The sequence below is a fragment of the Flavobacterium sp. WV_118_3 genome (assembly GCF_039778605.1).
GTDB lineage: Bacteria > Bacteroidota > Bacteroidia > Flavobacteriales > Flavobacteriaceae > Flavobacterium.
Map to the genome: position 1 here is coordinate 13,716 of NZ_CP156060.1, position 20,613 is coordinate 34,328.

At 40.1% G+C, this 20,613-nt stretch carries 21 protein-coding genes; 8 read left to right on the plus strand and 13 right to left on the minus strand.

Translation table 11 applies throughout. The features are described 5' to 3' along the window. Nucleotides 1-28: 28 nt before the first annotated feature. Nucleotides 29-2,467 carry a BamA/TamA family outer membrane protein gene (locus ABFU83_RS00060; protein WP_347067919.1) on the minus strand — a complete coding sequence of 813 codons (2,439 nt, stop codon included), beginning with the start codon at nt 2,465-2,467 and terminating at the stop codon, nt 29-31. Nucleotides 2,468-2,620: 153 nt separating this feature from the next. Between ABFU83_RS00060 and ABFU83_RS00065 the strand changes: the two genes are divergently transcribed. Beyond that, nucleotides 2,621-3,361: an RNA methyltransferase gene (locus ABFU83_RS00065; protein WP_347067921.1), complete on the plus strand. Its 741-nt coding sequence runs from the start codon at nt 2,621-2,623 to the stop codon at nt 3,359-3,361. Here the strand turns inward: ABFU83_RS00065 and ABFU83_RS00070 are convergent. Continuing rightward, complete coding sequence (locus ABFU83_RS00070; RefSeq protein ID WP_347067923.1) at nt 3,348-4,049, minus strand: porin family protein; 702 nt, start codon at nt 4,047-4,049, stop codon at nt 3,348-3,350. The two genes, ABFU83_RS00065 and ABFU83_RS00070, sit on opposite strands and share 14 nt — an antisense overlap. Before the next feature lies 1 nt (nt 4,050). Beyond that, on the minus strand, nt 4,051-4,782 hold the full coding sequence (gene ubiE / locus ABFU83_RS00075; RefSeq protein WP_347067925.1) for a bifunctional demethylmenaquinone methyltransferase/2-methoxy-6-polyprenyl-1,4-benzoquinol methylase UbiE: 732 nt from the start codon (nt 4,780-4,782) through the stop codon (nt 4,051-4,053). Nucleotides 4,783-4,965: 183 nt separating this feature from the next. Between ubiE and ABFU83_RS00080 the strand changes: the two genes are divergently transcribed. Then, nucleotides 4,966-5,283: a hypothetical protein gene (locus ABFU83_RS00080; RefSeq protein WP_347067927.1), complete on the plus strand. Its 318-nt coding sequence runs from the start codon at nt 4,966-4,968 to the stop codon at nt 5,281-5,283. 80 nt (nt 5,284-5,363) lie between these two features. Here ABFU83_RS00080 and ABFU83_RS00085 read toward each other — a convergent pair whose 3' ends face one another. From ABFU83_RS00085 to ABFU83_RS00110, 6 genes are all read right to left on the minus strand, one after another. Next, on the minus strand, nt 5,364-5,852 hold the full coding sequence (locus ABFU83_RS00085) for a dihydrofolate reductase (protein WP_347067929.1): 489 nt from the start codon (nt 5,850-5,852) through the stop codon (nt 5,364-5,366). Nucleotides 5,853-5,856: 4 nt separating this feature from the next. Further along, nucleotides 5,857-6,195, minus strand: a complete 339-nt coding sequence (locus tag ABFU83_RS00090; RefSeq protein WP_347070235.1) for a 2TM domain-containing protein — start codon at nt 6,193-6,195, stop codon at nt 5,857-5,859. 48 nt (nt 6,196-6,243) lie between these two features. Next, nucleotides 6,244-7,068: a thymidylate synthase gene (locus ABFU83_RS00095; protein WP_347067931.1), complete on the minus strand. Its 825-nt coding sequence runs from the start codon at nt 7,066-7,068 to the stop codon at nt 6,244-6,246. A 23-nt stretch (nt 7,069-7,091) separates the two neighbouring features. Next, on the minus strand, nt 7,092-7,721 hold the full coding sequence (locus ABFU83_RS00100; protein WP_347067933.1) for a bifunctional nuclease family protein: 630 nt from the start codon (nt 7,719-7,721) through the stop codon (nt 7,092-7,094). A 212-nt stretch (nt 7,722-7,933) separates the two neighbouring features. Next, nucleotides 7,934-8,902 (minus strand): electron transfer flavoprotein subunit alpha/FixB family protein, encoded by a 969-nt coding sequence (locus tag ABFU83_RS00105; RefSeq protein ID WP_347067935.1) that lies wholly within the window; start codon nt 8,900-8,902, stop codon nt 7,934-7,936. Nucleotides 8,903-8,935: 33 nt separating this feature from the next. Next, complete coding sequence (locus tag ABFU83_RS00110; protein WP_347067937.1) at nt 8,936-9,682, minus strand: electron transfer flavoprotein subunit beta/FixA family protein; 747 nt, start codon at nt 9,680-9,682, stop codon at nt 8,936-8,938. Nucleotides 9,683-9,959: 277 nt separating this feature from the next. Here ABFU83_RS00110 and ABFU83_RS00115 point away from each other — a divergent pair, with 277 nt between their 5' ends. The 5 genes from ABFU83_RS00115 (at nt 9,960) to ABFU83_RS00135 (ending at nt 15,963) form a co-directional block, all read left to right on the plus strand. After that, a complete protein-coding gene (locus ABFU83_RS00115) occupies nt 9,960-10,937 on the plus strand; it encodes a pyruvate dehydrogenase complex E1 component subunit beta (protein WP_347067939.1) in 978 nt (325 codons plus the stop codon). Nucleotides 10,938-10,998: 61 nt separating this feature from the next. Further along, nucleotides 10,999-13,512 carry a DUF5686 family protein gene (locus ABFU83_RS00120; RefSeq protein ID WP_347067941.1) on the plus strand — a complete coding sequence of 838 codons (2,514 nt, stop codon included), beginning with the start codon at nt 10,999-11,001 and terminating at the stop codon, nt 13,510-13,512. A gap of 122 nt (nt 13,513-13,634) precedes the next feature. After that, nucleotides 13,635-14,168 carry an inorganic diphosphatase gene (locus tag ABFU83_RS00125; RefSeq protein WP_347067942.1) on the plus strand — a complete coding sequence of 178 codons (534 nt, stop codon included), beginning with the start codon at nt 13,635-13,637 and terminating at the stop codon, nt 14,166-14,168. Nucleotides 14,169-14,288: 120 nt separating this feature from the next. Next, entirely contained in the window at nt 14,289-15,287 is a 999-nt protein-coding gene (locus ABFU83_RS00130) for a N(4)-(beta-N-acetylglucosaminyl)-L-asparaginase (protein ID WP_347067944.1), read from the plus strand. Nucleotide 15,288: 1 nt separating this feature from the next. After that, nucleotides 15,289-15,963: a copper homeostasis protein CutC gene (locus ABFU83_RS00135; protein WP_347067946.1), complete on the plus strand. Its 675-nt coding sequence runs from the start codon at nt 15,289-15,291 to the stop codon at nt 15,961-15,963. Between the two features lie 78 nt (nt 15,964-16,041). Here the strand turns inward: ABFU83_RS00135 and ABFU83_RS00140 are convergent, their stop codons facing one another. Together ABFU83_RS00140 and ABFU83_RS00145 are read right to left on the minus strand one after the other, a co-directional pair. Continuing rightward, nucleotides 16,042-16,656 carry a deoxynucleoside kinase gene (locus ABFU83_RS00140; protein ID WP_136403641.1) on the minus strand — a complete coding sequence of 205 codons (615 nt, stop codon included), beginning with the start codon at nt 16,654-16,656 and terminating at the stop codon, nt 16,042-16,044. Then, the gene (locus ABFU83_RS00145) at nt 16,656-17,450 is read right to left on the minus strand and encodes a hypothetical protein (protein WP_347067948.1); all 795 of its coding nucleotides are present in this window, start codon (nt 17,448-17,450) and stop codon (nt 16,656-16,658) included. The genes ABFU83_RS00140 and ABFU83_RS00145 overlap by 1 nt, the downstream gene beginning before the upstream one ends. A gap of 117 nt (nt 17,451-17,567) precedes the next feature. Here ABFU83_RS00145 and ABFU83_RS00150 point away from each other — a divergent pair, with 117 nt between their 5' ends. Next, the gene (locus ABFU83_RS00150; RefSeq protein ID WP_347067950.1) at nt 17,568-18,461 is read left to right on the plus strand and encodes a GLPGLI family protein; all 894 of its coding nucleotides are present in this window, start codon (nt 17,568-17,570) and stop codon (nt 18,459-18,461) included. Between the two features lie 6 nt (nt 18,462-18,467). Here the strand turns inward: ABFU83_RS00150 and ABFU83_RS00155 are convergent, their stop codons facing one another. Both ABFU83_RS00155 and ABFU83_RS00160 read right to left on the minus strand, forming a co-directional pair. Next, nucleotides 18,468-19,148 carry a response regulator transcription factor gene (locus ABFU83_RS00155; RefSeq protein ID WP_347067952.1) on the minus strand — a complete coding sequence of 227 codons (681 nt, stop codon included), beginning with the start codon at nt 19,146-19,148 and terminating at the stop codon, nt 18,468-18,470. Further along, a complete protein-coding gene (locus ABFU83_RS00160; protein WP_347067954.1) occupies nt 19,138-20,550 on the minus strand; it encodes a HAMP domain-containing sensor histidine kinase in 1,413 nt (470 codons plus the stop codon). The genes ABFU83_RS00155 and ABFU83_RS00160 overlap by 11 nt, the downstream gene beginning before the upstream one ends. Nucleotides 20,551-20,613 lie beyond the last annotated feature (63 nt).

A 20,613-nucleotide genomic window follows, 5' to 3' on the forward strand; every position in this document is an offset into this window, starting at 1 on the left:
ATTTTGACAAAAATAATAATTTCTAAAATTAGAAAGGATAATTAATTCCAATATTTAAGACGGCTCGATTCGGTACGATATCGCGGAACCATCTTTCCTTCATTTCTTTGGCCGGGTTGTAGGTTTTAAAACCAATATCCAAACGGATTACAAAGAAGTTTAAATCGTAGCGGAAACCAATTCCGGTACCTAATGCGAGATCCTGTAACGATTTAAAGCCTTCGAAAACACTTTCTTCATCGGTTACGTTATCAAAAACGTTCCAGATGTTTCCGGCGTCGGCAAAAAGGGCACCGTTTAGTTTGTTAAAAATATTAAAACGATATTCGGCACTCAGTGCAATTTTAAAGTTGGCCTCGTTAAAGTCGTTCAAACCGCCACTTCGACCCGGACCTAAACTATAGGACTGCCATGCCCGGTTGTCGTTCGATCCACCGCCAAAGTAACTTCGCGAAAACGGAATCGAATTGGAGTTTCCATACGGAATCGCCAGTCCGGTAAAAGCCCGTGCCGCAATAACCTGCTTGCCGCCTAAATCCCAGTTTTTGATGAGGTCGATTTCGCCTTTGATGTATTGGGAATATTCGACGTTAAAAAACTTTTTACGACCGTAAATATCTGCTTCCTGGTTTTCGATTTTGGAAATCAGACTCAGGACGTTCCCGGCCGATTCCAGTTTGGTTTTAAAGGTGTAAAAATCGTTGTCGTTAATGTTGGTACGACTGGATTTGGTGTACGTGACGTTGGTCGCAAGGATAAGGTTGTTCTCGGTTAGACGTAACCTTCTTTCCTCAATACTCCGAATGGCGTAATAATCGTTGTCATTTGGTGTAAGACTCGTTTGTCCGCCCAAAACTTCGTTGATAAAACCGGTGGTTCCCTGCGGAATGGAAAGATTGCCTTCTTCGTCCAGATTGGTCGGATCGGTATTATAAACCTGTGCTAAACCATTCAGACGGTCGTATGACGAGTGGTACACACTAAAATAATTACCCGGGTTTACGTTACGAACGTATTGTAAGTTGACCAAATCGAAACGGATATTCGTGTTTCGTTTCGGATTCCAGTTGTAGTTGAGAATACCGGTAAAACTTTCTTTGTCCAAACCGATGTTTTGCTGACGCGAAAGACCAATACTCATCTGTGTGGTTGGAAGGGTGTTTTTCGGAATGATCTTATCGGTATTTAGCGGGAAAAAGATTCGTGGAAACGAAAGTTTGACATCGGCTCCATATTCCGAAATATTAAAAAATACGTTATTCGGATTGGCAAGATCCTGAGACGAACCGATATTGCCGCGTAAGGCAATTTCGAGAATCTCGGCTCCTCTGAAAATGTTACGAATCGAAAGTGCCGCACTTCCCAGAATACCAAAATCCTGAATGTTGGAATGCATAAAATCGGCCGTCGCATTAAAGTTGAATTTTTTACGCGGCGATAAGATAATGTTGGCAATTAGTGACGTTCCGGTAGTGTCGTTTTTGTCTTCTTCATATTCGATATTCGGATAGTTAAACACCCGCAGGTTGCTCAAAGAACGCGAGGTTAACTGTCGTCTGAAATCACTGAATTTACTGCCTTTGGTAATAAATATCGCGTCGGTTATCGCTTTGGGACGGTATTTTAGTTTGTCGGAACTATAAATGTTAAAGTTGTTATAGCTGGTACTGTCGGCTACTTTTTGCTTGTTTTTGTTATTGGTATTTCCGGTGAAAATATTAACCTCACTAATGGTATACAGTTTAAAGGGAACCTTTATCAGGGAATCTCCTTTTTTAACGGTTCGGTCGTCAATCAGGATATCGACATGAGCTTTGTGGTTGGTCGCTACCGTATCAACATCATATTCGATATTGGTTTCCTGGAAATAATACGCTCCGTTATTGCGGAAATGCGTGGCAATTCGTTTTCTTTCATCACTAAAATACTGCGAATTGTATTGTTTGCCTTTTACAATTAACGATTGGTTTTTGGTGCGTTCAAATAACGAATCCAAAGCCGCTGTTTTGATCGAGGTGGTAATGCTGTCGACAATATAAGGCGCGCCCAGTTTAACCTCGTAGTTCACTTTACCGCGTTTGTCGGGTAAGGTGTCGATTTTATACGTGATTTTATTGTTGAAATAACCGGCGTTGAAATAGTACGACAACATACGGTTTCTGGATTTCTGTACTTTTGTGGAATCGATTATTACCGGAGCTTCTCCCGTTTTTTTTAGAAACGTACTGGCACCCGATACAAAAAAGGATTGCCCCAATCGCTGTACTTGTTTTTCGGATAACAGGTCGGTTAGGAATTTATGACGTTTGGGTTTCTTTTCCAGCCATAACTGATAATCGGCTTCCGGGCTTTTTCGTGCCAGGTTATACATCTGTAATCGCAGGCGGTAACCCAGAATGGAACTATTCGGTTTTTGATAAAGCTGATTTAAAATCGTCTCGCTTTTTTCTTTCTTACCGTCCACCATTACCGTGTTCTCGATTAAAAGGTGCTGTCCTTCGGGTACTCTTTTAACAAGAGAACAAGAGTATAAAATTGCACCTAATAAGAGAAATAGTGCTATTTTTGATAAATTATTTTTCAAATCGATTACAATAGTAAGTCAAAAATACATTTTTTTATGGTTAGTAAAAACCAAATCAAACTAATAACGAGTTTACAGCAAAAAAAATATAGAAAACAGCATGAATTATTCTTTGCCGAAGGTATAAAGGTAATTCAAGAATTACTGAATTCCAATTTTGAACTGTATCATTTGTTTTCGGTTGAGGCTATTTTTGATTCGCTTCCGCAAAATAAAGTAACATTGATTTCGGAGGCAGAACTCAAGAAAATTAGTGCGCTAACGACACCGAATACTTGTTTGGCGTTGTTTCGTATTCCGGAGGAAAAACCGGTTGTCGAATCCGGATTGATTCTGGCCTTAGACGATATCCGCGATCCGGGGAATCTCGGAACGATTTTACGACTGAGTGACTGGTTTGGAATTTCAGATGTCGTATGTTCGAACGAAACCGTTGATATTTATAATCCGAAAGTGATTCAGGCGACCATGGGCTCGATCTCGCGGGTGAATGTAATCTATACCGATCTGGAAGCATTTCTGGATCAAACGAAATTGCCGGTTTTCGGAACGTTTATGGATGGTGCTAATATTTATGAACAAAAACTTCCGGAAAACGGAATTATTGTTATGGGTAATGAAGCCAATGGTATTTCGGAATCCATAGAAAAACGAACAACAGAACGACTTTCTATTCCGCGCTTTGGAAATTTACAGCTTACCGAAAGCCTGAATGTGGCCACGGCAACCGCTATTATTCTAAGTGAATGTAAAAGAGGACTTTTTAGTGGAAGGTAAAGTTGATGAAAATCCCACGGGTTTTCATCGATTCTACATTTCCGGTCCACGGACTGTTCGGGTTGTTGTCGCGAATTAATTCGTCGTTAATGCCGAATACACCACGGATGGACGGTGAAAATTTAAAGTATTCCAGATAGAAATCGATACCCAATCCTAATTCATAGTTGGTCGACCAACGCGTCATACGAAAACGGTAGGCGTAGTTGTCGTCGGTAGCATCGTAGTTACTACCCAAATTGAGTGATTTCGAGAATCCACCAACTACATACGGACGTACATTCCCAAAGCGCTGGGACGAAAATTTCAGTAATAATGGGAAATGAATATAGGTCGATTTAACTTCTCGCAATTGATCTACCGGTCGGGTCAGACTCGGGTCGTGGAAGGTTAGATCCCGCTGGGTATAATACAATCCGGGTTCGAAACGAAGATCCAAATGTTCCATTATCCTTAAATTTCCAACCAAACCAACGTTAAATCCGGTGGTTCCTTTTACTTCAATGTCAACGCCGGGTTTGATATAATCAAACTTAAAATCGTAGCTGCTGAATCCTAAAAAATAGCCCCAGTGTACGCGCTGCTTGTCAAAGTTTTCCAGGTTAATAACCGGATTTTTACTAAACATCGACTGTGAAAAGCAGTTTAGTGACAGAAGTAATAAGGAAATAAGGATGAATTTTCTCATATTATTTTTTTGACGCTGAATATATCGTTGCCGCTCCGAATGTCTGAGGAGCATGTTTCACATCTATAAACCCAACTTTTCGCAAAATATTGTTTAACGCTTCGCCATGTGGGAAAACGGAAGCCGATTCGGATAGGTAGGAATAGGCTACTTTATCTTTCGAAAACAGCTTTCCGATTAACGGTAAAATGTTTTTCGTGTAGAAGTAATAGCCCTGTTTAAAAGGGAAACGGGTGGGTACCGAAGTTTCCAGAATCACAAAAACACCACCTGGCTTTAATACTCGTAGAATTTCGGATAATCCTTTTTCCAGAGTTTCAAAATTTCGCACGCCAAAGGCAACGGTGATGGCGTCAAAATAATTATCGGAATAGGGAATATTTTCAGAATCGCCTAAAACCATTTCGATTTTGTTGCTAAGGTTGAGGTGTTCAATTTTTTGTTTCCCCACTTCAAGCATTCCGGATGAAATATCCAATCCGATAATTTTAGTCGCACTGGTTTTGGTCATCAAAATAGCTAAATCACCGGTTCCGGTGGCAATATCCAAAACGGTTTGCGGCTTTTTGTCGGAAACAATTTTTAAAACCTTATTGCGCCATTTAATATCGATACCAAAAGAAATAACACGATTTAAATTGTCGTACTTCCCGGAAATCGTATCAAACATTTGGGTTACTTGTTCTTTTTTTCCGAGTTCGGAATCTTTATAAGGCGTGATGTTTTTTGACATTCTATGAGAAATTTAGAGCAAAGATAATAGAAAAGTGCCGTATTTGAAAAGAATCGTTTTGTTATAGACAATATTTGGTTAGATGAGGCTCACTAAATTTAGTGAGGCGAAAAATACAAAGATTTGGCGATTGTCTGGCGTTGTTATTATTGAGAAATTTACAGTGTATAAAAGAAATGAGCTATGCTATCAAAATTATTTTTTTCGGAATTGAAATGGATGCTATTGGTACTGGTCGTCACATTGATTCTGGTAGAGAGTATCAACAGTGGGTTTAATTTTAATCCCACTGAATATGGGGTACCGCAAACGTTCTTTGGGTTAAATTTGTTTTTGGAAATTTTAGTTTTTTTTGTCTTTAGTACTTTTGTGGTATTTGGTATTAAAGGCTTTTTTGAGATGTATTCTCAGCGATTCGCCAATGTTATTATTTTTATCTCCGGATTATTGCTAACAGTGGCAATCTTTATTTTATGTTATCAGGTGCTTTCACTCGAATAAAACCGAATAACTTTTGATAGTGAGCTTATTTATAAAACATCCTGATGGTAACATCGGGATGTTTTTTTTATGTAGTGTTGCTATTTTATTTTTGTAAACGTCTGAAAACTAAAATCAAACGCGTGTTTGTCGTCTTTTGGATGGAATTCGTCCGAAATCAGTTGCCATTCATGGGGATTGATTTCCGGGAAATAAGCATCCGCTTCCGGATTGGTATAAACACGGGTTAGTTCGATCGTATCGGCGATAGCCATAGATTGTTTGTAGATTTCTCCGCCACCGATAATAAAAATAGTTTCGTCTTGCGGACAGGCTTTAATCGCCTCTTCAAGGGAGTTAACACGGATGCAACCTTCCGGAACCGGATAATCCTGTTGGCGGGTAATGATCACATGCGTCCGGTTGGGCAATAGTTTCGGTAGACTTTCGAATGTCTTCCGACCCATAATAATATAATGCCCGGTTGTTAATGTTCGGAAACGTTTAAAATCATCCGGTAAATGCCAAATCATCTGGTTGTTTATACCCAATGCATTGTTTTCTGCCGCCGCAGCGATAATCGTAATCATGTTGTTATTGTGCTGTGTTGTTCTTTTTGTCGATGTCTTTTTGAAGTTGCTCTATTTTACGTTCCTGTTGTAACATGAGTTTGTCAATCTGAGCGCGTTCCCATTTTTTATTCATAAAACTATCGGTAATAAACACACGGATAAAATGCAGTACAAAAATAAAAAACCATATGGTGATCACCCATAAGTACCAGTCCATTTCCGGTTTAACATTCAATAGCTTATTGGCTATAATACAGAATATGCTTCCCAGGAAAAACAGGACAAAATGAAAATAGAGACGCTTTTTTTGTTTTAAGCGTTGTCTGGCATATTCATACAGTTCGTGTTGGTTTATTTCCATCATAGAATTGTTTTTATGGAAATAAAGATAAGTAATTTCTTTTAAAAATTAAACAGAAACACTGCCTTTAATAGCCGGATGCGGATCGTAATCGGTTAAGGTAAAGTCTTCAAATGTAAAATCGAAAATATTTTTGACCTCCGGATTCAGGATCATTTTTGGTAACGAATGCGGTTCGCGCGTCAATTGTAATTGAACTTGTTCGATATGGTTGTTGTAAATGTGTACGTCTCCGAACGTGTGAATAAAATCACCCGGTGCTAAATCACATACCTGTGCAATCATCATCGTGAACAAAGCGTAAGAAGCGATGTTAAACGGGACGCCTAAGAATACGTCAGCACTGCGCTGGTATAATTGGCAGGATAATTTTCCGTCGGATACGTAAAACTGGAAAAAAGCATGACAAGGAGGAAGTGCGGCTTTTCCGTTGGCTACATTGTCGGCAAACGATTTGGAGGTGTCGGGTAATACACTTGGATTCCACGCCGAAACCAACATACGTCGGCTGTTCGGATTGTTTTTCAGGGTATCGATTAGTTCGGTTATTTGATCAATTTCTTCGTCATTCCAGTTGCGCCACTGATGACCATAAATTGGTCCTAAATCGCCATTTGCATCGGCCCATTCGTCCCAGATTTTTACGCCGTTTTCTTTTAAATAAGCAATGTTGGTGTCGCCTTTTAAAAACCAAAGCAATTCGTGAACAATAGATTTTAGGTGTACTTTCTTTGTGGTTACCAATGGGAAACCTTCGCTTAGGTCAAAACGCATCTGATAACCGAAAACACTTTTGGTTCCGGTTCCGGTTCGGTCACCTTTCTGACTTCCGTTGTCTAAAACGTGCTGTACTAAGTCTAAATATTGTCTCATGATGGGGTGGGCTATGCTTGGGATTAGGATTCTTTTTTGGAAATTTCGTCGCGTATTTTGGCGGCCTTTTCATAATCTTCATTCTGAACGGCACTTTCCAGTAAATCGTATAATTCGGCAAGGCTGTATTGGAAATAGGTTTCTCCGGTAACGGTTTCATCATCGGTAAGACCAAATGTCTCCGGATTACTCAGAGGATCGTCGCCTTCTTCTTTTTTACTGTTCTCATCGATCGGGCTGACTTTTAAATAAATGCCGGCTTTGTCGAGGATGTTTTTATAGGTGAAAATAGGGGCGTTAAAACGAAGTGCCAAAGCGATGGCATCAGAAGTACGGGCATCGATAATTTCTTCAATACGGTCTCTCTCGCAAATAATGCTCGAAAAGAATACACCATCTACCAGTTTGTGGATGATGACCTGTTTTACGACGATGTCGAAACGGTCGGCAAAATTTTTAAACAAATCATGGGTTAATGGTCGAGGGGGTTTGATCTCTTTTTCTAAAGCGATGGCGATCGATTGGGCTTCAAAAGCACCAATTACGATGGGTAATTTTCGCTCACCGTCTACCTCGTTCAAAATTAAAGCGTACGCACCGTTTTGCGTCTGACTGTATGAAATTCCTTTTATCGTTAATTTTACTAAGCTCATCTGGAGGTTGCTACATTATTCTTTTTGAACGGCAGTACTTTGGCTTTGCCGTCTTTTTACAATACTTCGGGTTTAAAAGTCTCCGGGTGTCGTAAAAAGGTTTGCAAAGTAAACCTAAAATTTCCGCTTTTAAAAATAAAAAAAAACGGGCTTACTAACAAAGATACTAAATCTTTAGATTAGAAAGCCCGTTTGGTACTGTTGTTTGAAAGTTAAGAATTGTGTGCTTTAAATTCTTTTAATTTCGCTACTAATTTTGGTACAACATCGAATGCGTCACCTACTACTCCGTAATCGGCAACTTTAAAGAATGGTGCATCTGCATCCGGGTTGATTACTACTTTTACTTTTGAAGAGTTGATTCCGGCAATGTGCTGGATCGCTCCGGAAATACCGATTGCGATATATAGGTTGGCCGCTACCGGTTTTCCGGTTTGCCCTACGTGCTCGCTATGAGGTCTCCATCCTAAATCGGATACCGGTTTTGAACAAGCTGTTGCAGCGCCTAAAACAGCCGCTAGATCTTCGATCATGCCCCAGTTTTCTGGTCCTTTTAAACCACGTCCTGCAGAAACTACAATCTCAGCATCGGCAATGGTTACTTTTCCGGTTACTTTTTCTACGTTTTCAACTTTGATGGAGAAATCCGCATCGTTTAATGATGGTGCGAAATCTTCTTCTGTCGCTGATGAAGCCGATTCTACCAATCCGTATGAGTTTTTCGCTAATCCGATTACTTTTACATCGGTAGTAACTTCTGTAACATTGAAGGCTTTGTTAGAGAATGCATTTCTTTTTACAATGAAAGGAGAAGTGCTTTCTGGTAACGCTACCACATTGGATGCGTATCCGGCATTTAAACCTACGGCTACCAATGGTGCTAAATATAAACTGTCGGTAGTCGATGATAAAACCACTACTTTCGTTCCTTCTTTTTGTGCGGCTTGTTTGATCACATCAGCATAAGCCTTTGCGTTAAACGCAGCCAGTTTATCGTTGTTTACTTTTAATACTTTGTCTACTCCGTATTTGGAAAGGGCGCTAACATCGCTCGCGTTTACCGTTACAGCGGTAACAGTTGTTCCCATTTTCTCGGCAACTTTCTTAGCATAAGAAGCCAACTCGAAAGCTACTTTTTTAAATTTTCCTTCTGCTGATTCAGCATATATTAAAATTGACATGATTTTCGTTGTTTAAAATTAAAAGATGAAAAATTAGATAACTTTTGCTTCGTTATGTAAAAGGTTAATCAGTTCGTCCAGATTATCCGGACTTACTAATTTTACAGCTGTTTTCGGAGCTGGTTTTTCGAATTTTACAGCTTTTGTGTTATTCTCTGCTGCAACGGGCTCTAAAATTGTCAACGCTTTTGTACGAGCCGTCATAATTCCTCTCATGTTCGGAATACGTAGGTCTTTCTCTTCAACGATACCTTTTTGTCCTCCTACTACTAAAGGAAGGCTGGCGCTAAGGGTTTCTTTTCCTCCGTCGATTTCACGTACCGCTTTTACGCTGGTTCCGTTTACTTCAATACCGATGCAAGAGTTGATAAAATCTGATCCGGTTAAGGCAGCCAACATTCCAGGTACCATTCCACCGTTGTAGTCTAATGATTCTTTTCCGGCAATTACCAAGTCGTAGTTTCCGTTTTTAACCACTTCAGCCAATTGTTTTGCTACGAAGAAACCATCGGTAGGAACTGCGTTCACACGAATAGCTTCATCGGCACCAATAGCTAATGCTTTACGTAAGGTCGCTTCTGCATCAGGTCCGCCAACATTCACCACCGTTACATTTGCTCCTTGTTGCTCTTTAAACCAAATGGCTCTGGTTAAACCAAATTCATCATTCGGATTAATTACGAATTGTACACCGTTTGTGTCAAATTCTGAATCGCCATTAACAAAGTTAATTTTTGAAGTAGTATCAGGCACATGACTGATGCAAACTAATATTTTCATTTTAATTAAAGTTAAAGTTGATTAATTTTTGAGCAACGAAAGTAGTGATTTTATTTCAATAAAATGCTATGCATGCATAATAAATACCTTTTTTTCAACGAACTAAAGGATAAATTCTTAATAATTTTAAAAAGGTTCTGAAAAGAAAAGCTTTTTTGCGAAATCAAAACTTTTTTGTCTTTATAACAAGAGAATGTTATAATTGTCGGTGAAACGCGGCTAAGTGATTTAAAATTTTTACTTTTGCCAATTGAATAAACAAGGAAAATCAAAATAAATGAGAACGATACAGTTTAGAGAAGCGATTTGTGAAGCGATGAGCGAAGAAATGCGTCGCGACGAATCGATATATTTAATGGGTGAAGAGGTAGCCGAATATAACGGGGCCTATAAAGCTTCCAAAGGAATGCTGGATGAATTTGGTCCGAAACGAGTTATCGATACGCCTATCGCCGAACTAGGTTTTGCCGGAATCGCGGTAGGTTCTGCCATGAATGGTAACCGCCCGATTGTGGAATTCATGACGTTTAACTTTTCATTGGTGGGAATTGATCAAATCATCAACAATGCGGCAAAAATGCGCCAGATGTCTGCCGGACAATTCTCAATGCCTATCGTATTCCGTGGTCCTACAGCTTCTGCCGGTCAATTGGCAGCAACGCACTCGCAGGCTTTCGAAAACTGGTTTGCCAATACGCCAGGATTAAAAGTAGTGGTGCCTTCCAATCCATACGATGCTAAAGGGTTGTTAAAATCGGCAATCCGCGATAACGATCCGGTAATCTTTATGGAATCCGAACAAATGTACGGTGATAAAGGTGAGGTGCCGGAAGGAGAATATACTATTCCATTGGGAGTGGCCGAAATTAAACGCGAAGGAACCGACGTGACAATTGTTTCATTTGGTAAAATTATCAAAGAAGCCTATATCGCTGCTGATGAATTGGCTAAAGAAGGTATCTCTTGTGAAATCATCGATTTAAGAACTGTTCGTCCGATGGATTACGAATCGATCCTGAAATCGGTTAAAAAAACCAACCGTTTGGTGGTGTTGGAAGAAGCATGGCCGTTTGGTAGTGTGGCTTCGGAAATTACCTATATGGTTCAGGAAAAAGCATTCGATTACCTGGATGCTCCTATTCAGAGAATTACTACAGCCGATACACCGGCACCGTATTCTCCTGTGCTTTTAAAAGAATGGTTGCCTAATGCTACTGATGTTGTAAAAGCAGTGAAGAAAGTTACCTATAAATAAGAAAATATAATTTATATTTGAAGCTTCATCTGTAAAAACAGATGAAGCTTTTTTTTTGCTTATGAGGAAATTATCTTACGCACTATATTTAATTTTTATCTTTTCCATTGGATTACAGGCACAGACCAAGGTGACCGGTACCGTTTATGACGAAATGAACGAACCAATGCCGTTTGCAAGTGTCTATTTTAAAGGAACTACAATTGGTGTTACAACCAACGAAAATGGAAAGTTTACTTTATCCTCGGATACCACCCAAAAAGTGTTGGTGGTCTCTTTTGTAGGGTATAATAACCAGGAAGTTGTCCTGAAAAACGAAGTAACCGAAAACGTAAAAGTCAAACTAACGATAGGGCAGGAGTTACAGGAAGTAGTCATTGTGAACAAACCTAAAAAACACTTGTCCAAAAAGGAAAACCCGGCCTATCGAATTCTACAGGGGATCTGGGCGAATAAAAAGAAAAATGGTGTCAAACTGGCGAAGGCTTACGATTACGAGCGTTATTCTTCCATTAGTCTTGGTTTGAGTAATCTCGATAGTGTTTTCTTGCGTAAGATTGTCGGAAATGGTTACGATTCTGTTGCGGCTATCGTAAAAGAAGAACGCCGTCAGAATAAATTTGTCGTACCGGTATACATGAAAGAAACCAACGAGCATGTATACGGGAACAATCAGCTGGATAAGGAGCGAATCGATATGGAAGCCGAAAGAAGTACCGGGCTGAATCAGCGTGGATTTATCTTCGACCGGATCAGTAATACTTTTACAACGATTGATGTATATGAAGACGATATTGTGATTCTGAACAAAGCGTTTGTGAGCCCGATTTCTACCCGGGGTTATGGCGTTTACGAATACCTGTTAAAAGATAGTATCGTCGAAGGCGGAAAAAAAACATACCATATTTATTTCTTCCCAAGAGAATCGGCCGATCTGGTTTTTGAAGGAAGTTTTAAAGTAACCGATAAAAACTTTGCATTGACCGAAATTTCAATGCGGACGAATAAAAATATTAACCTGAGTCTGGTGCGAAATCTGTATTTCGAAAAGTATTTCGAAACGGTTAATGATACGATGTATTTACCTACCCGGGATTATTATGAAGGCGATTTTACGTTGTTTACAAAAAACGACGATGAAAAAGGATTCTATGTCAAAAAGAATCTCGTTTATAGTGATTATGTTCTCAATCAGCCAAAAGACGATGCGTTCTACGACGGTAAGATTGTTCAGACCAGAGGTGATCAGTTTGATAAAGAAGATCAATACTGGAAATCGCTTCGGGCTTCCGAACTTAAAACCGAAGAAACACGTAAGGTAATCCAGGATTTGAAATCGAATAGAAAAGTGCGAAGTGTTACCGATATTATCACGGTATTGTCGTCGGGCTATATGGGCTTGTTCGATGGTGTTCAGGTTGGGTTTTTATGGCAGTTGCTTTCCAATAACAATGTGGAAGGGCTACGGATAAGAGCCGGTTTGCGAACCTATAAATCCGATAATGACCGCTTCCGTGCGATGGTATATGGCGCCTACGGAACCAAAGATAAAAAGTTTAAATACGGTGCAGAAGCCAAATACCTGTTGAGTTTTAAACCGCGTATCGTAGTGGGGGCTTCCCATCTCGACGATAACCTGCAATTGGGCGGTAAACTAATTGAAACCGACGAATTATTGCCGAAAAACCTGAATACCAATGTCATCATCGGACGTGGAGAAAATTACTTCCTGTCACGGGTAAAACGAACTTCGGTTAATTTTGATTTCGCATTTAGTAATAATCTGCATCTGAATGTTTCTTCTGTTCATCAACAGATCAAAGCGGCCGATCCGACACATTTTTCCATCGACTATGCCGATCCGCTTACCGGACAAAACGTAAGTGCGCTAACCGATTATACCAGTAATATTTCGTTAATCTTTACACCGGGACGTTATGTCTATGGTTTTGGAGTCGATCAGAAATTTGGAACGACCTTATACCCTACGATTATTTTAAAATACATTCGCGGAAACAAAGGCGTTTTCGGTGGTGATTTTGACTATAACAAAATTCAGATGTCGGTTAACAAACCGATATTCCTGAGTAATTTCGGAACCTTAAAAACCAATGTGGAGTTCGGAAAAGTATTCGAAGCGGTTCCATTACCTTTGCTAAACCCGGTTACTGCCGATCAGACGTTTTCCGTAGTGCCGAATTCGTTCTCCTTATTAAACTATTACGATTTTGTGACCGATACCTATCTGACCGCTCATTTTGAACATCATTTTAACGGGCTTATCATGAACCGTATTCCGTTGCTCAAAAAACTAAAATGGAGAAGTTTGATTTTTTACCGATTTGCCTACGGTAGCATCTCTCAGAAAAATATCGATATGAACCGCTCGTTTATTGCCTATCAGGCACCGTCGGATAAAGTATATAGCGAATATGGATTCGGATTCGAAAATATCGGTTACGGAAACTTCCGGCCATTCCGGGTGGACTTTATCTGGAGAAACGATTTTACCGCTGTTAATGGAAAACAATCACCGGGCTTTGGTGTGCGTTTCGGCTTTATCCCGGAATTCTAGCAGTATTGTAAGAATTTAAGCTAAAGCATATCAAAAGCAATGCATTAAATGGAATTAAACTTGTGAAAAATCAATTTTATTATACCTTTGCAGTCGCTTAATTTAGAACAAAAAGTATAAAAATGAGTACACTTACTATTGAATCATTCGATGCATTTATCGAAATCCCAAGAGGAAGCAGAAATAAATACGAATACGACTTTGAACAAAAGAGAATCCGTTTTGACAGAATGTTATATTCGGCCATGTTTTACCCGGCAGATTACGGATTTATTCCAGAAACATTAGCGTTGGACGGTGATCCGCTTGATGTTTTGGTGTTGTTTACGGAGCCTTCTGTTCCGGGATGTTTGGTTGAGGTAAAACCAATCGCTGTTTTTAAAATGGCAGATGATAAAGGTCCGGATGAGAAAATCGTTTGTGTACCGGTATCCGATCCGATTATGAATAAATTAAAAGATATCTCCGATATCAATATTCATACGGTAAAAGAAATTGAGCATTTCTTCGCAGTGTACAAAGATTTAGAAAACAAACAAGTTGATGTACAAGGATGGGGCGATGTGAAAGAAGCACAAGCCATGATCGAAGAATGTTCAAAACGTTTCCAGGAATTGGATCAGGCAAAAAAAGACAGCTATTCGATTAAATTATAATATCAAAAGCCTCATGTAAATGAGGCTTTTTTTTATGGATTTTAAGTAACTTTATCAGGATCATAAACACAAGCGAAACCGGTTTGTGTTTTTTGTTTAAAGATAACCGCGATCTAAACTATGGCAAACAGAAGAAACTTTATCAAAACAACAGCGATCGCTTCGGTGGCTGTCGCATTAAATGCATTCGGAAAAAAAGAAGAGCCGGAAACGGCGTTGGTTCCCAAAGGTACGATTCGCAAACCAATCGTACTGTCGACCTGGCGTTTTGGAATTCCGGCAAATGAAGCCGCCTGGGAAGTGCTGAAAAATAAAGGGCGCGCACTCGATGCTGTCGAAGCCGGTGTTCGGGTTCCCGAAGGCGATCCTAATGAAAGAAGTGTCGGTTATGGCGGACGTCCGGATCGCGACGGACGAGTAACACTCGACGCCTGTATTATGGATGAATATTCCAATATCGGATCTGTAGCCTGTCTGGAGCATATCAAACATCCGATTTCGGTGGCGCGGGCAGTAATGGAAAAAACACCACATGTGATGTTGGTTGCTGAAGGAGCGCTTCAGTTTGCATTGTTACAAGGACATAAAAAAGAAAACCTGCTAACGGAAGCATCCGAAAAAGAATGGCGGGAATGGTTGGAAAGCAGTAATTATAAACCGATTGTAAATATCGAAAACCACGATACGATCGGAATGATCGCGATGGATAGCAACGGCAATCTTTCAGGAGCCTGTACAACCAGTGGGATGGCGTATAAAATGCACGGTAGAGTGGGTGATTCACCTATAATCGGCTCGGGTTTGTATGTCGATAATGAAATTGGCGCGGCAACGGCTACCGGTCATGGTGAAGAGGTCATTCGGATTGCGGGTTGCCATTTGGTGGTGGAGTTGATGCGACAAGGGAAATCACCGCAAAAAGCCTGTGAGGAAGCGGTAGGTCGTATTATCAAGCTCACAAAATACCGGAATAAAGATCTTAACGATATTCAGGTCGGATTTATCGCTCTCAATAAAAAAGGCGAACACGGTGCCTATTGTATTCAAAAGGGATTTAATTATGCCAAATGCGATGAAACCGGTAATAACTTACTTGATGCCAATTACTTTTTAAAATAAGATGAGACAACTGGAAATAGCTTGCTTTAACCTCGAATCGGCGCTAATTGCCGAACAAGGTGGGGCCGATCGGATTGAATTGTGCGAAAACCAACTTTTGGGCGGGACAACACCCGGTTTTGAAATGATTCGCGAAGCCTGTAATCGGATAAAGATCGATGTATATGTGATGATTCGTCCAAGAGGAGGCAATTTTCAGTATACTCCGGAGGAACTGGAGCAAATGAAAGCCGATATTATACGAATGAAAACACTCCCGGTAAAAGGATTTGTTTTTGGTGTGTTGGATCAGCAGAATGCCGTTGCGATTAAAGAAAATACAGAATTGGTACAATTGGCAAGTCCGCTGACTTGTACGTTTCACCGTGCGTTTGATGAAATCCCGGATTTGGAACAGGCCATAGACGATTTGGTGCGTTGTGGTTTTTCGACCATCCTTACGTCCGGTGGACACGCCAATGTGGACGAAGGAGAACGAACCTTGATGGAATTGGTTGCTTATGCCGGCAAACGTATTGCCATTATGCCCGGAGGCGGATTGCGATCGACGAATATTTTCAGAATTGCAACACGAACCAATGCCGGATTTTACCATTCGTCGGCCATAACCGATACCAGTGGAATCGCCGCTATCGATGAGGTAAAAGCGTTAAGAAAGAATCTGGCTGAAGTCTAGACCTGACAGGTTTTCAAAACGGGTCAGGTCTAAGCGACCGGTAAATAAAAAGGCTACCATTTGGTAGCCTTATCTATTTTAAAATAATCCGTTGATTTCAGCATCAATACGGTTAATGATATTTCCTAAATCTTCCGGATTGTCCACAAAGTTGATATTGTCTACATCGATGATCAGTAATTTTCCTTTGGTATACGTCTGAATCCAGGCTTCATAACGTTCGTTAAGTCGGCTTAAATAATCAATGGAAATCGTGTTTTCATATTCCCGGCCTCTTTTGTGAATCTGAGAAACCAGATTAGGGATCGAACTACGCAGATAGATTAATAAATCCGGTGGTGCGACCAAACCTTCCATCAACTCAAAAAGCGACGTATAGTTACTAAAGTCACGGTTGGTCATTAATCCCATCGCATGCAAATTGGGCGCGAAAATATGGGCATCCTCATAAATCGTTCTGTCCTGGATAATCTTTTTTCCACTTTCGCGAATCTGTAATATTTGTCGGAAACGGCTATTCAGGAAGTAAATCTGAAGGTTAAAAGACCAACGGTCCATCTGATGGTAAAAATCGTCCAGATAGGGGTTGTCAACCACATCTTCAAAATGTGGTTCCCATTTGAAATGTTTGGCCAAAAGTCGGGTTAATGTCGTTTTTCCAGCACCAATGTTTCCTGCTACAGCTATATGCATTATGGTAAAGTAATTTTATAATTTCTGATTTCGTTATTGGTAAAAGTAGCTAAAATTTGCTCTTTATAATAAAAACTTTCAAGGCTTTTTTCGGGTACTACTATATTTATAGTAGCCGCATTTTCTAAGTCATAAAGAAACAAGCGATTGTCTTTTTGAAAGAGAATCTGCTTTGGTGAAATAAATTGCAGTTGATCAAATGCCGGAACGGATCCGAGGAAACTAATTTTTCCGAAAATGGTAGCTGCATAACAATTATTTCGGACATCGACCCAGTAAAAATAGTTGTAATCCGACTGGTATTGTTGTATCGCATCTTTAATTGGCGTTGAAATCGCAGTGAAAGTATTTTTAAAAATATCGTATAGTCCTAATTTTTGCGAATTCAGATCGAATAACCACAAACGATTTTGCGAAGCCAGACTCACGGCTTGTGGAAACAGTTCCGGATTGGTTTCGGAAAAATTGATCTTTTGTATTTCATTTAACTGGTTGTCGAGTAAAACCGCAGCATTAAAAGTCTTGTAATACAAAACCAATTGCAATGGGTTTTGAAGGTCGACTTGTTTGATCGTGCCAAACGAAAGATTTCGGTACTGAAATTGCTGGTTTCGGTTGGTTTTTCGGAATTCATTGTCTTTGATCGTATAGGTATTGCCAAACGGATCGTTACCAATAAAAACGACACTTTCTGTTGGTACTGACGAAAGTAATACCGGACGGATGTCCTTTGTTTGCGCATAGGGCTGAAGACCGGTGATAAGAATCAGGAAAAAGACAATTTTCTGCATCATGCCGCAAATTACAAATAAACCTTTTATAATATAAAGTGTCTTATATAAAATTAAGTATAACGTGTAACAAAACGGGATTTTAAAAGTCTTATTCAAAAGCCAAACAAAAACAACAAGATGAGAAAAACAATACTGACAGGGATAGCATTTTTAGGTTTTGCTGTCTCGGCTATGGCCCAGAATTTCCAGGGAATGGCCGTTTATGAGTCAAAAACAACGGCTCCGGAATTTAAAATGGAGGGAAATGGTATTACGCCGGAGATGCAGAAAATGATTCAGGAGCGTATGAAAAAAATGTTGGAAAAAACCTTTGTGATGAATTTCGACAAATCGGCTTCGATTTATAAAGAAGAAGAAAAACTCGATGCACCGGGACAACAAGGACCAGGTGGGCGAATGATGAATTCGATGATGGGTGCCGGTGGAACCTACTATAAAAATATCAAAGACAAGACCTATACCGTAGACAAAGAGTTTATGGGAAAAGAATTTTTGATCAACGATTCATTGCCGAAGCTGAGTTGGAAATTGGAAGGCGAAACCCGAAAAATTGGCGATTATAACTGTTTTAAAGCAACGGCTGTAAAACCGGTGAGTCAATCGGATTTCCGTAATTTCAGACGAAGAAAGGATAGCGATAAAAAAGACACGGATAAAAAAGAAGCGCCTAAAAAAGAAAAAACAACCAACTTTATGGACGATTTCGAAATGCCGAAAGAGATCACGATAACCGCCTGGTATACGCCGGATATCCCGGTAAGTCAGGGACCGGAAAGTTATTGGGGGTTACCCGGATTGATTCTGGAAGTAAACGATGGCCGTACGGTGATTGTTTGTTCTAAAGTGGTGATGAATGCCAAAGAGAAAGTGGAAATCAAAGCACCTAAAAACGGGAAAGTCGTAAAACAAAAAGAATACGATGATATCGTAGTGAAAAAAATGGAAGAAATGCGCGAAATGAATGGCGGACAAGGTCCAGGCCGTGGACAGCAAATGCGATTTGGCCGTTAATTCCTGCTAGCAAATAAGTTTATAGCCTCTGCCTCTTACATTGATGATTTGAATGGAAGGGTCGGAGGCTAATTTTTTGCGCAATTTCGAAATAAATACATCCATACTTCTGCCGTTAAAAAAGTCGTCTTTTCCCCAGATCCGTAGTAAAGCCGCCGATTTATCCAGGATTTCATTTTTGTTTTCCAGTAACAGTTGTAAAACCAGCGCTTCCCGATGGGTTAAGAAATAGGCCTGTTCTTCGTAGGATAAGGTTTGTTTGTTGTAGTTAAAATCGTAGGCACCAATACGGTTCTCGTCGTCGGCGTTTTGTCGGGAAATCCGTCCCAGTAACGCATGAATACGAACAATGAGTTCTTCCATACTAAACGGTTTTTTGATATAATCGTTTCCGCCATAATGAAATCCGTCGACCACATCCTGTACCTGCGATTTGGCACTTAAAAACAACAAAGGCGTGGTTTTGTCGGTTTTCCGAATTTCCTGTGCCAGCGTAAAACCATCTTTTTTGGGCATCATAATGTCCAATACCACGGCATCCGGTTTTTGGGTTATAAAGGCCTGATAAGCTTCTTCACCGTTTAGGCAATGGGTGACAATAAAATCACGGGTTTCCAGACTCTCTTTGATGATCAAACCAAGTGTCGCTTCGTCTTCCGCTAATAATATCGTGATCTTAGGATTCATAGGGCAAAGTGATTTTAAAAGTGGTTTGTATATCGGGAGTCAGTTCCAGTGTACCACCGTGTTTTACAATAATAGTCCGGGCATAATACAAACCGATTCCGAAACCTTTTTCGTCATGGCGGTTATGACTCGGAATCCGGTAAAATTTATCAAAAATCTTCTGACGCTGCGATTTTTCAATTCCGGAACCAGTATCGCTAACAGTAAGGATTATTTTTCCATCGGTTGTATTGAGGTCGATTGTAATCCGATCGCCGCCATATTTGATCGCATTGTCAATCAGATTGTTGATCACATTTTCAAAATGAAATACATCAACAGCGGCCATGATCGTCAGCTGTGGCTGGTTGAACAGTATCGTTTTTTTGGTGTTGATTTGTATTTTTTCGATGCTATGGCGTATCAGTTCCGTAAGATCGGTGACTTCTTTTTCCAGTTGTAACTGATTGCTTTCCAAAATGGACGTCTCCAGTATTTTTTCTACAATCTGATGTAGTTTGGTCAAATGCTGATTGGAAATGGCCAGGTATTTTTTGGTCTTTTCCGGCTCGTTGTCGGTATTGAATTTCTCAATTCCTTCCAGCGCACTCGTAACAACGGCTATCGGTGTTTTGAGTTCGTGGGAAACATTACTGATAAAATCGTTTTTGATGGCAGCCAGTTGTTTTTGTTTCCGGATGATGTACAACAAATAAAAAAGGGAGAAGATGATACACAGCGATAAAATCAATGACAATAGAATACCGGCAAGGCCTTCTTTTAAGGTTTTAAAAAAGATATCCGGAAAAAATATTTCCAGCTTACCGTCTTGTGGCAGATAAGACGATTTGGATGTCGTGGTAAAACGATACTGTTTGTCACCCGGGTTTTGGTATTCGGATACGGTACGATGGTTCCGCGTGTATAAAAGACCGTATGTAAAGTCGAGCTGTTTTCGTGCAAATTCCCGATCGATATACGTCGCCATTTTAGGTAGGTCGATACTGTCCTGACGTACGGCGATAATGATTTTCTGAGCCAGTACCTGTATATTTTTAATTTCGGAAACGGAAGGATTGGTTTCGTCGGAGGTGTATTTAAACATAAACCGCCTGTTTTTTTTGTCTTTGGACGTATAGCGTTTGATTTCGGTTCGGTATACCTGTACCTCTTTTTTAGGATCGGAACTGGGCATATCGGCCGGAGGAGCGAAGTTAATGGTGTCGCGTGAAGTGATATTCGATTTGGCTTTGTCGCTATAATAGCTGTCAATTCCGTTGTCGAAGGCGATCTGAATCGTGTTGATCAAACGCTGTTTGTTGGTCCGGTAGTTGGTGATGTTCCAATAGATCTGTATCCCAACAGTAATCAGTACCGTAAAGGTAACCCAATAGACAATATGGTTCCGGAAAAATGATTTCATCTGTCAAAAGTAGTAACTGTTCGGTTTGCTTTTTTAGCGTTAACACTCGTTAACACTCATTAC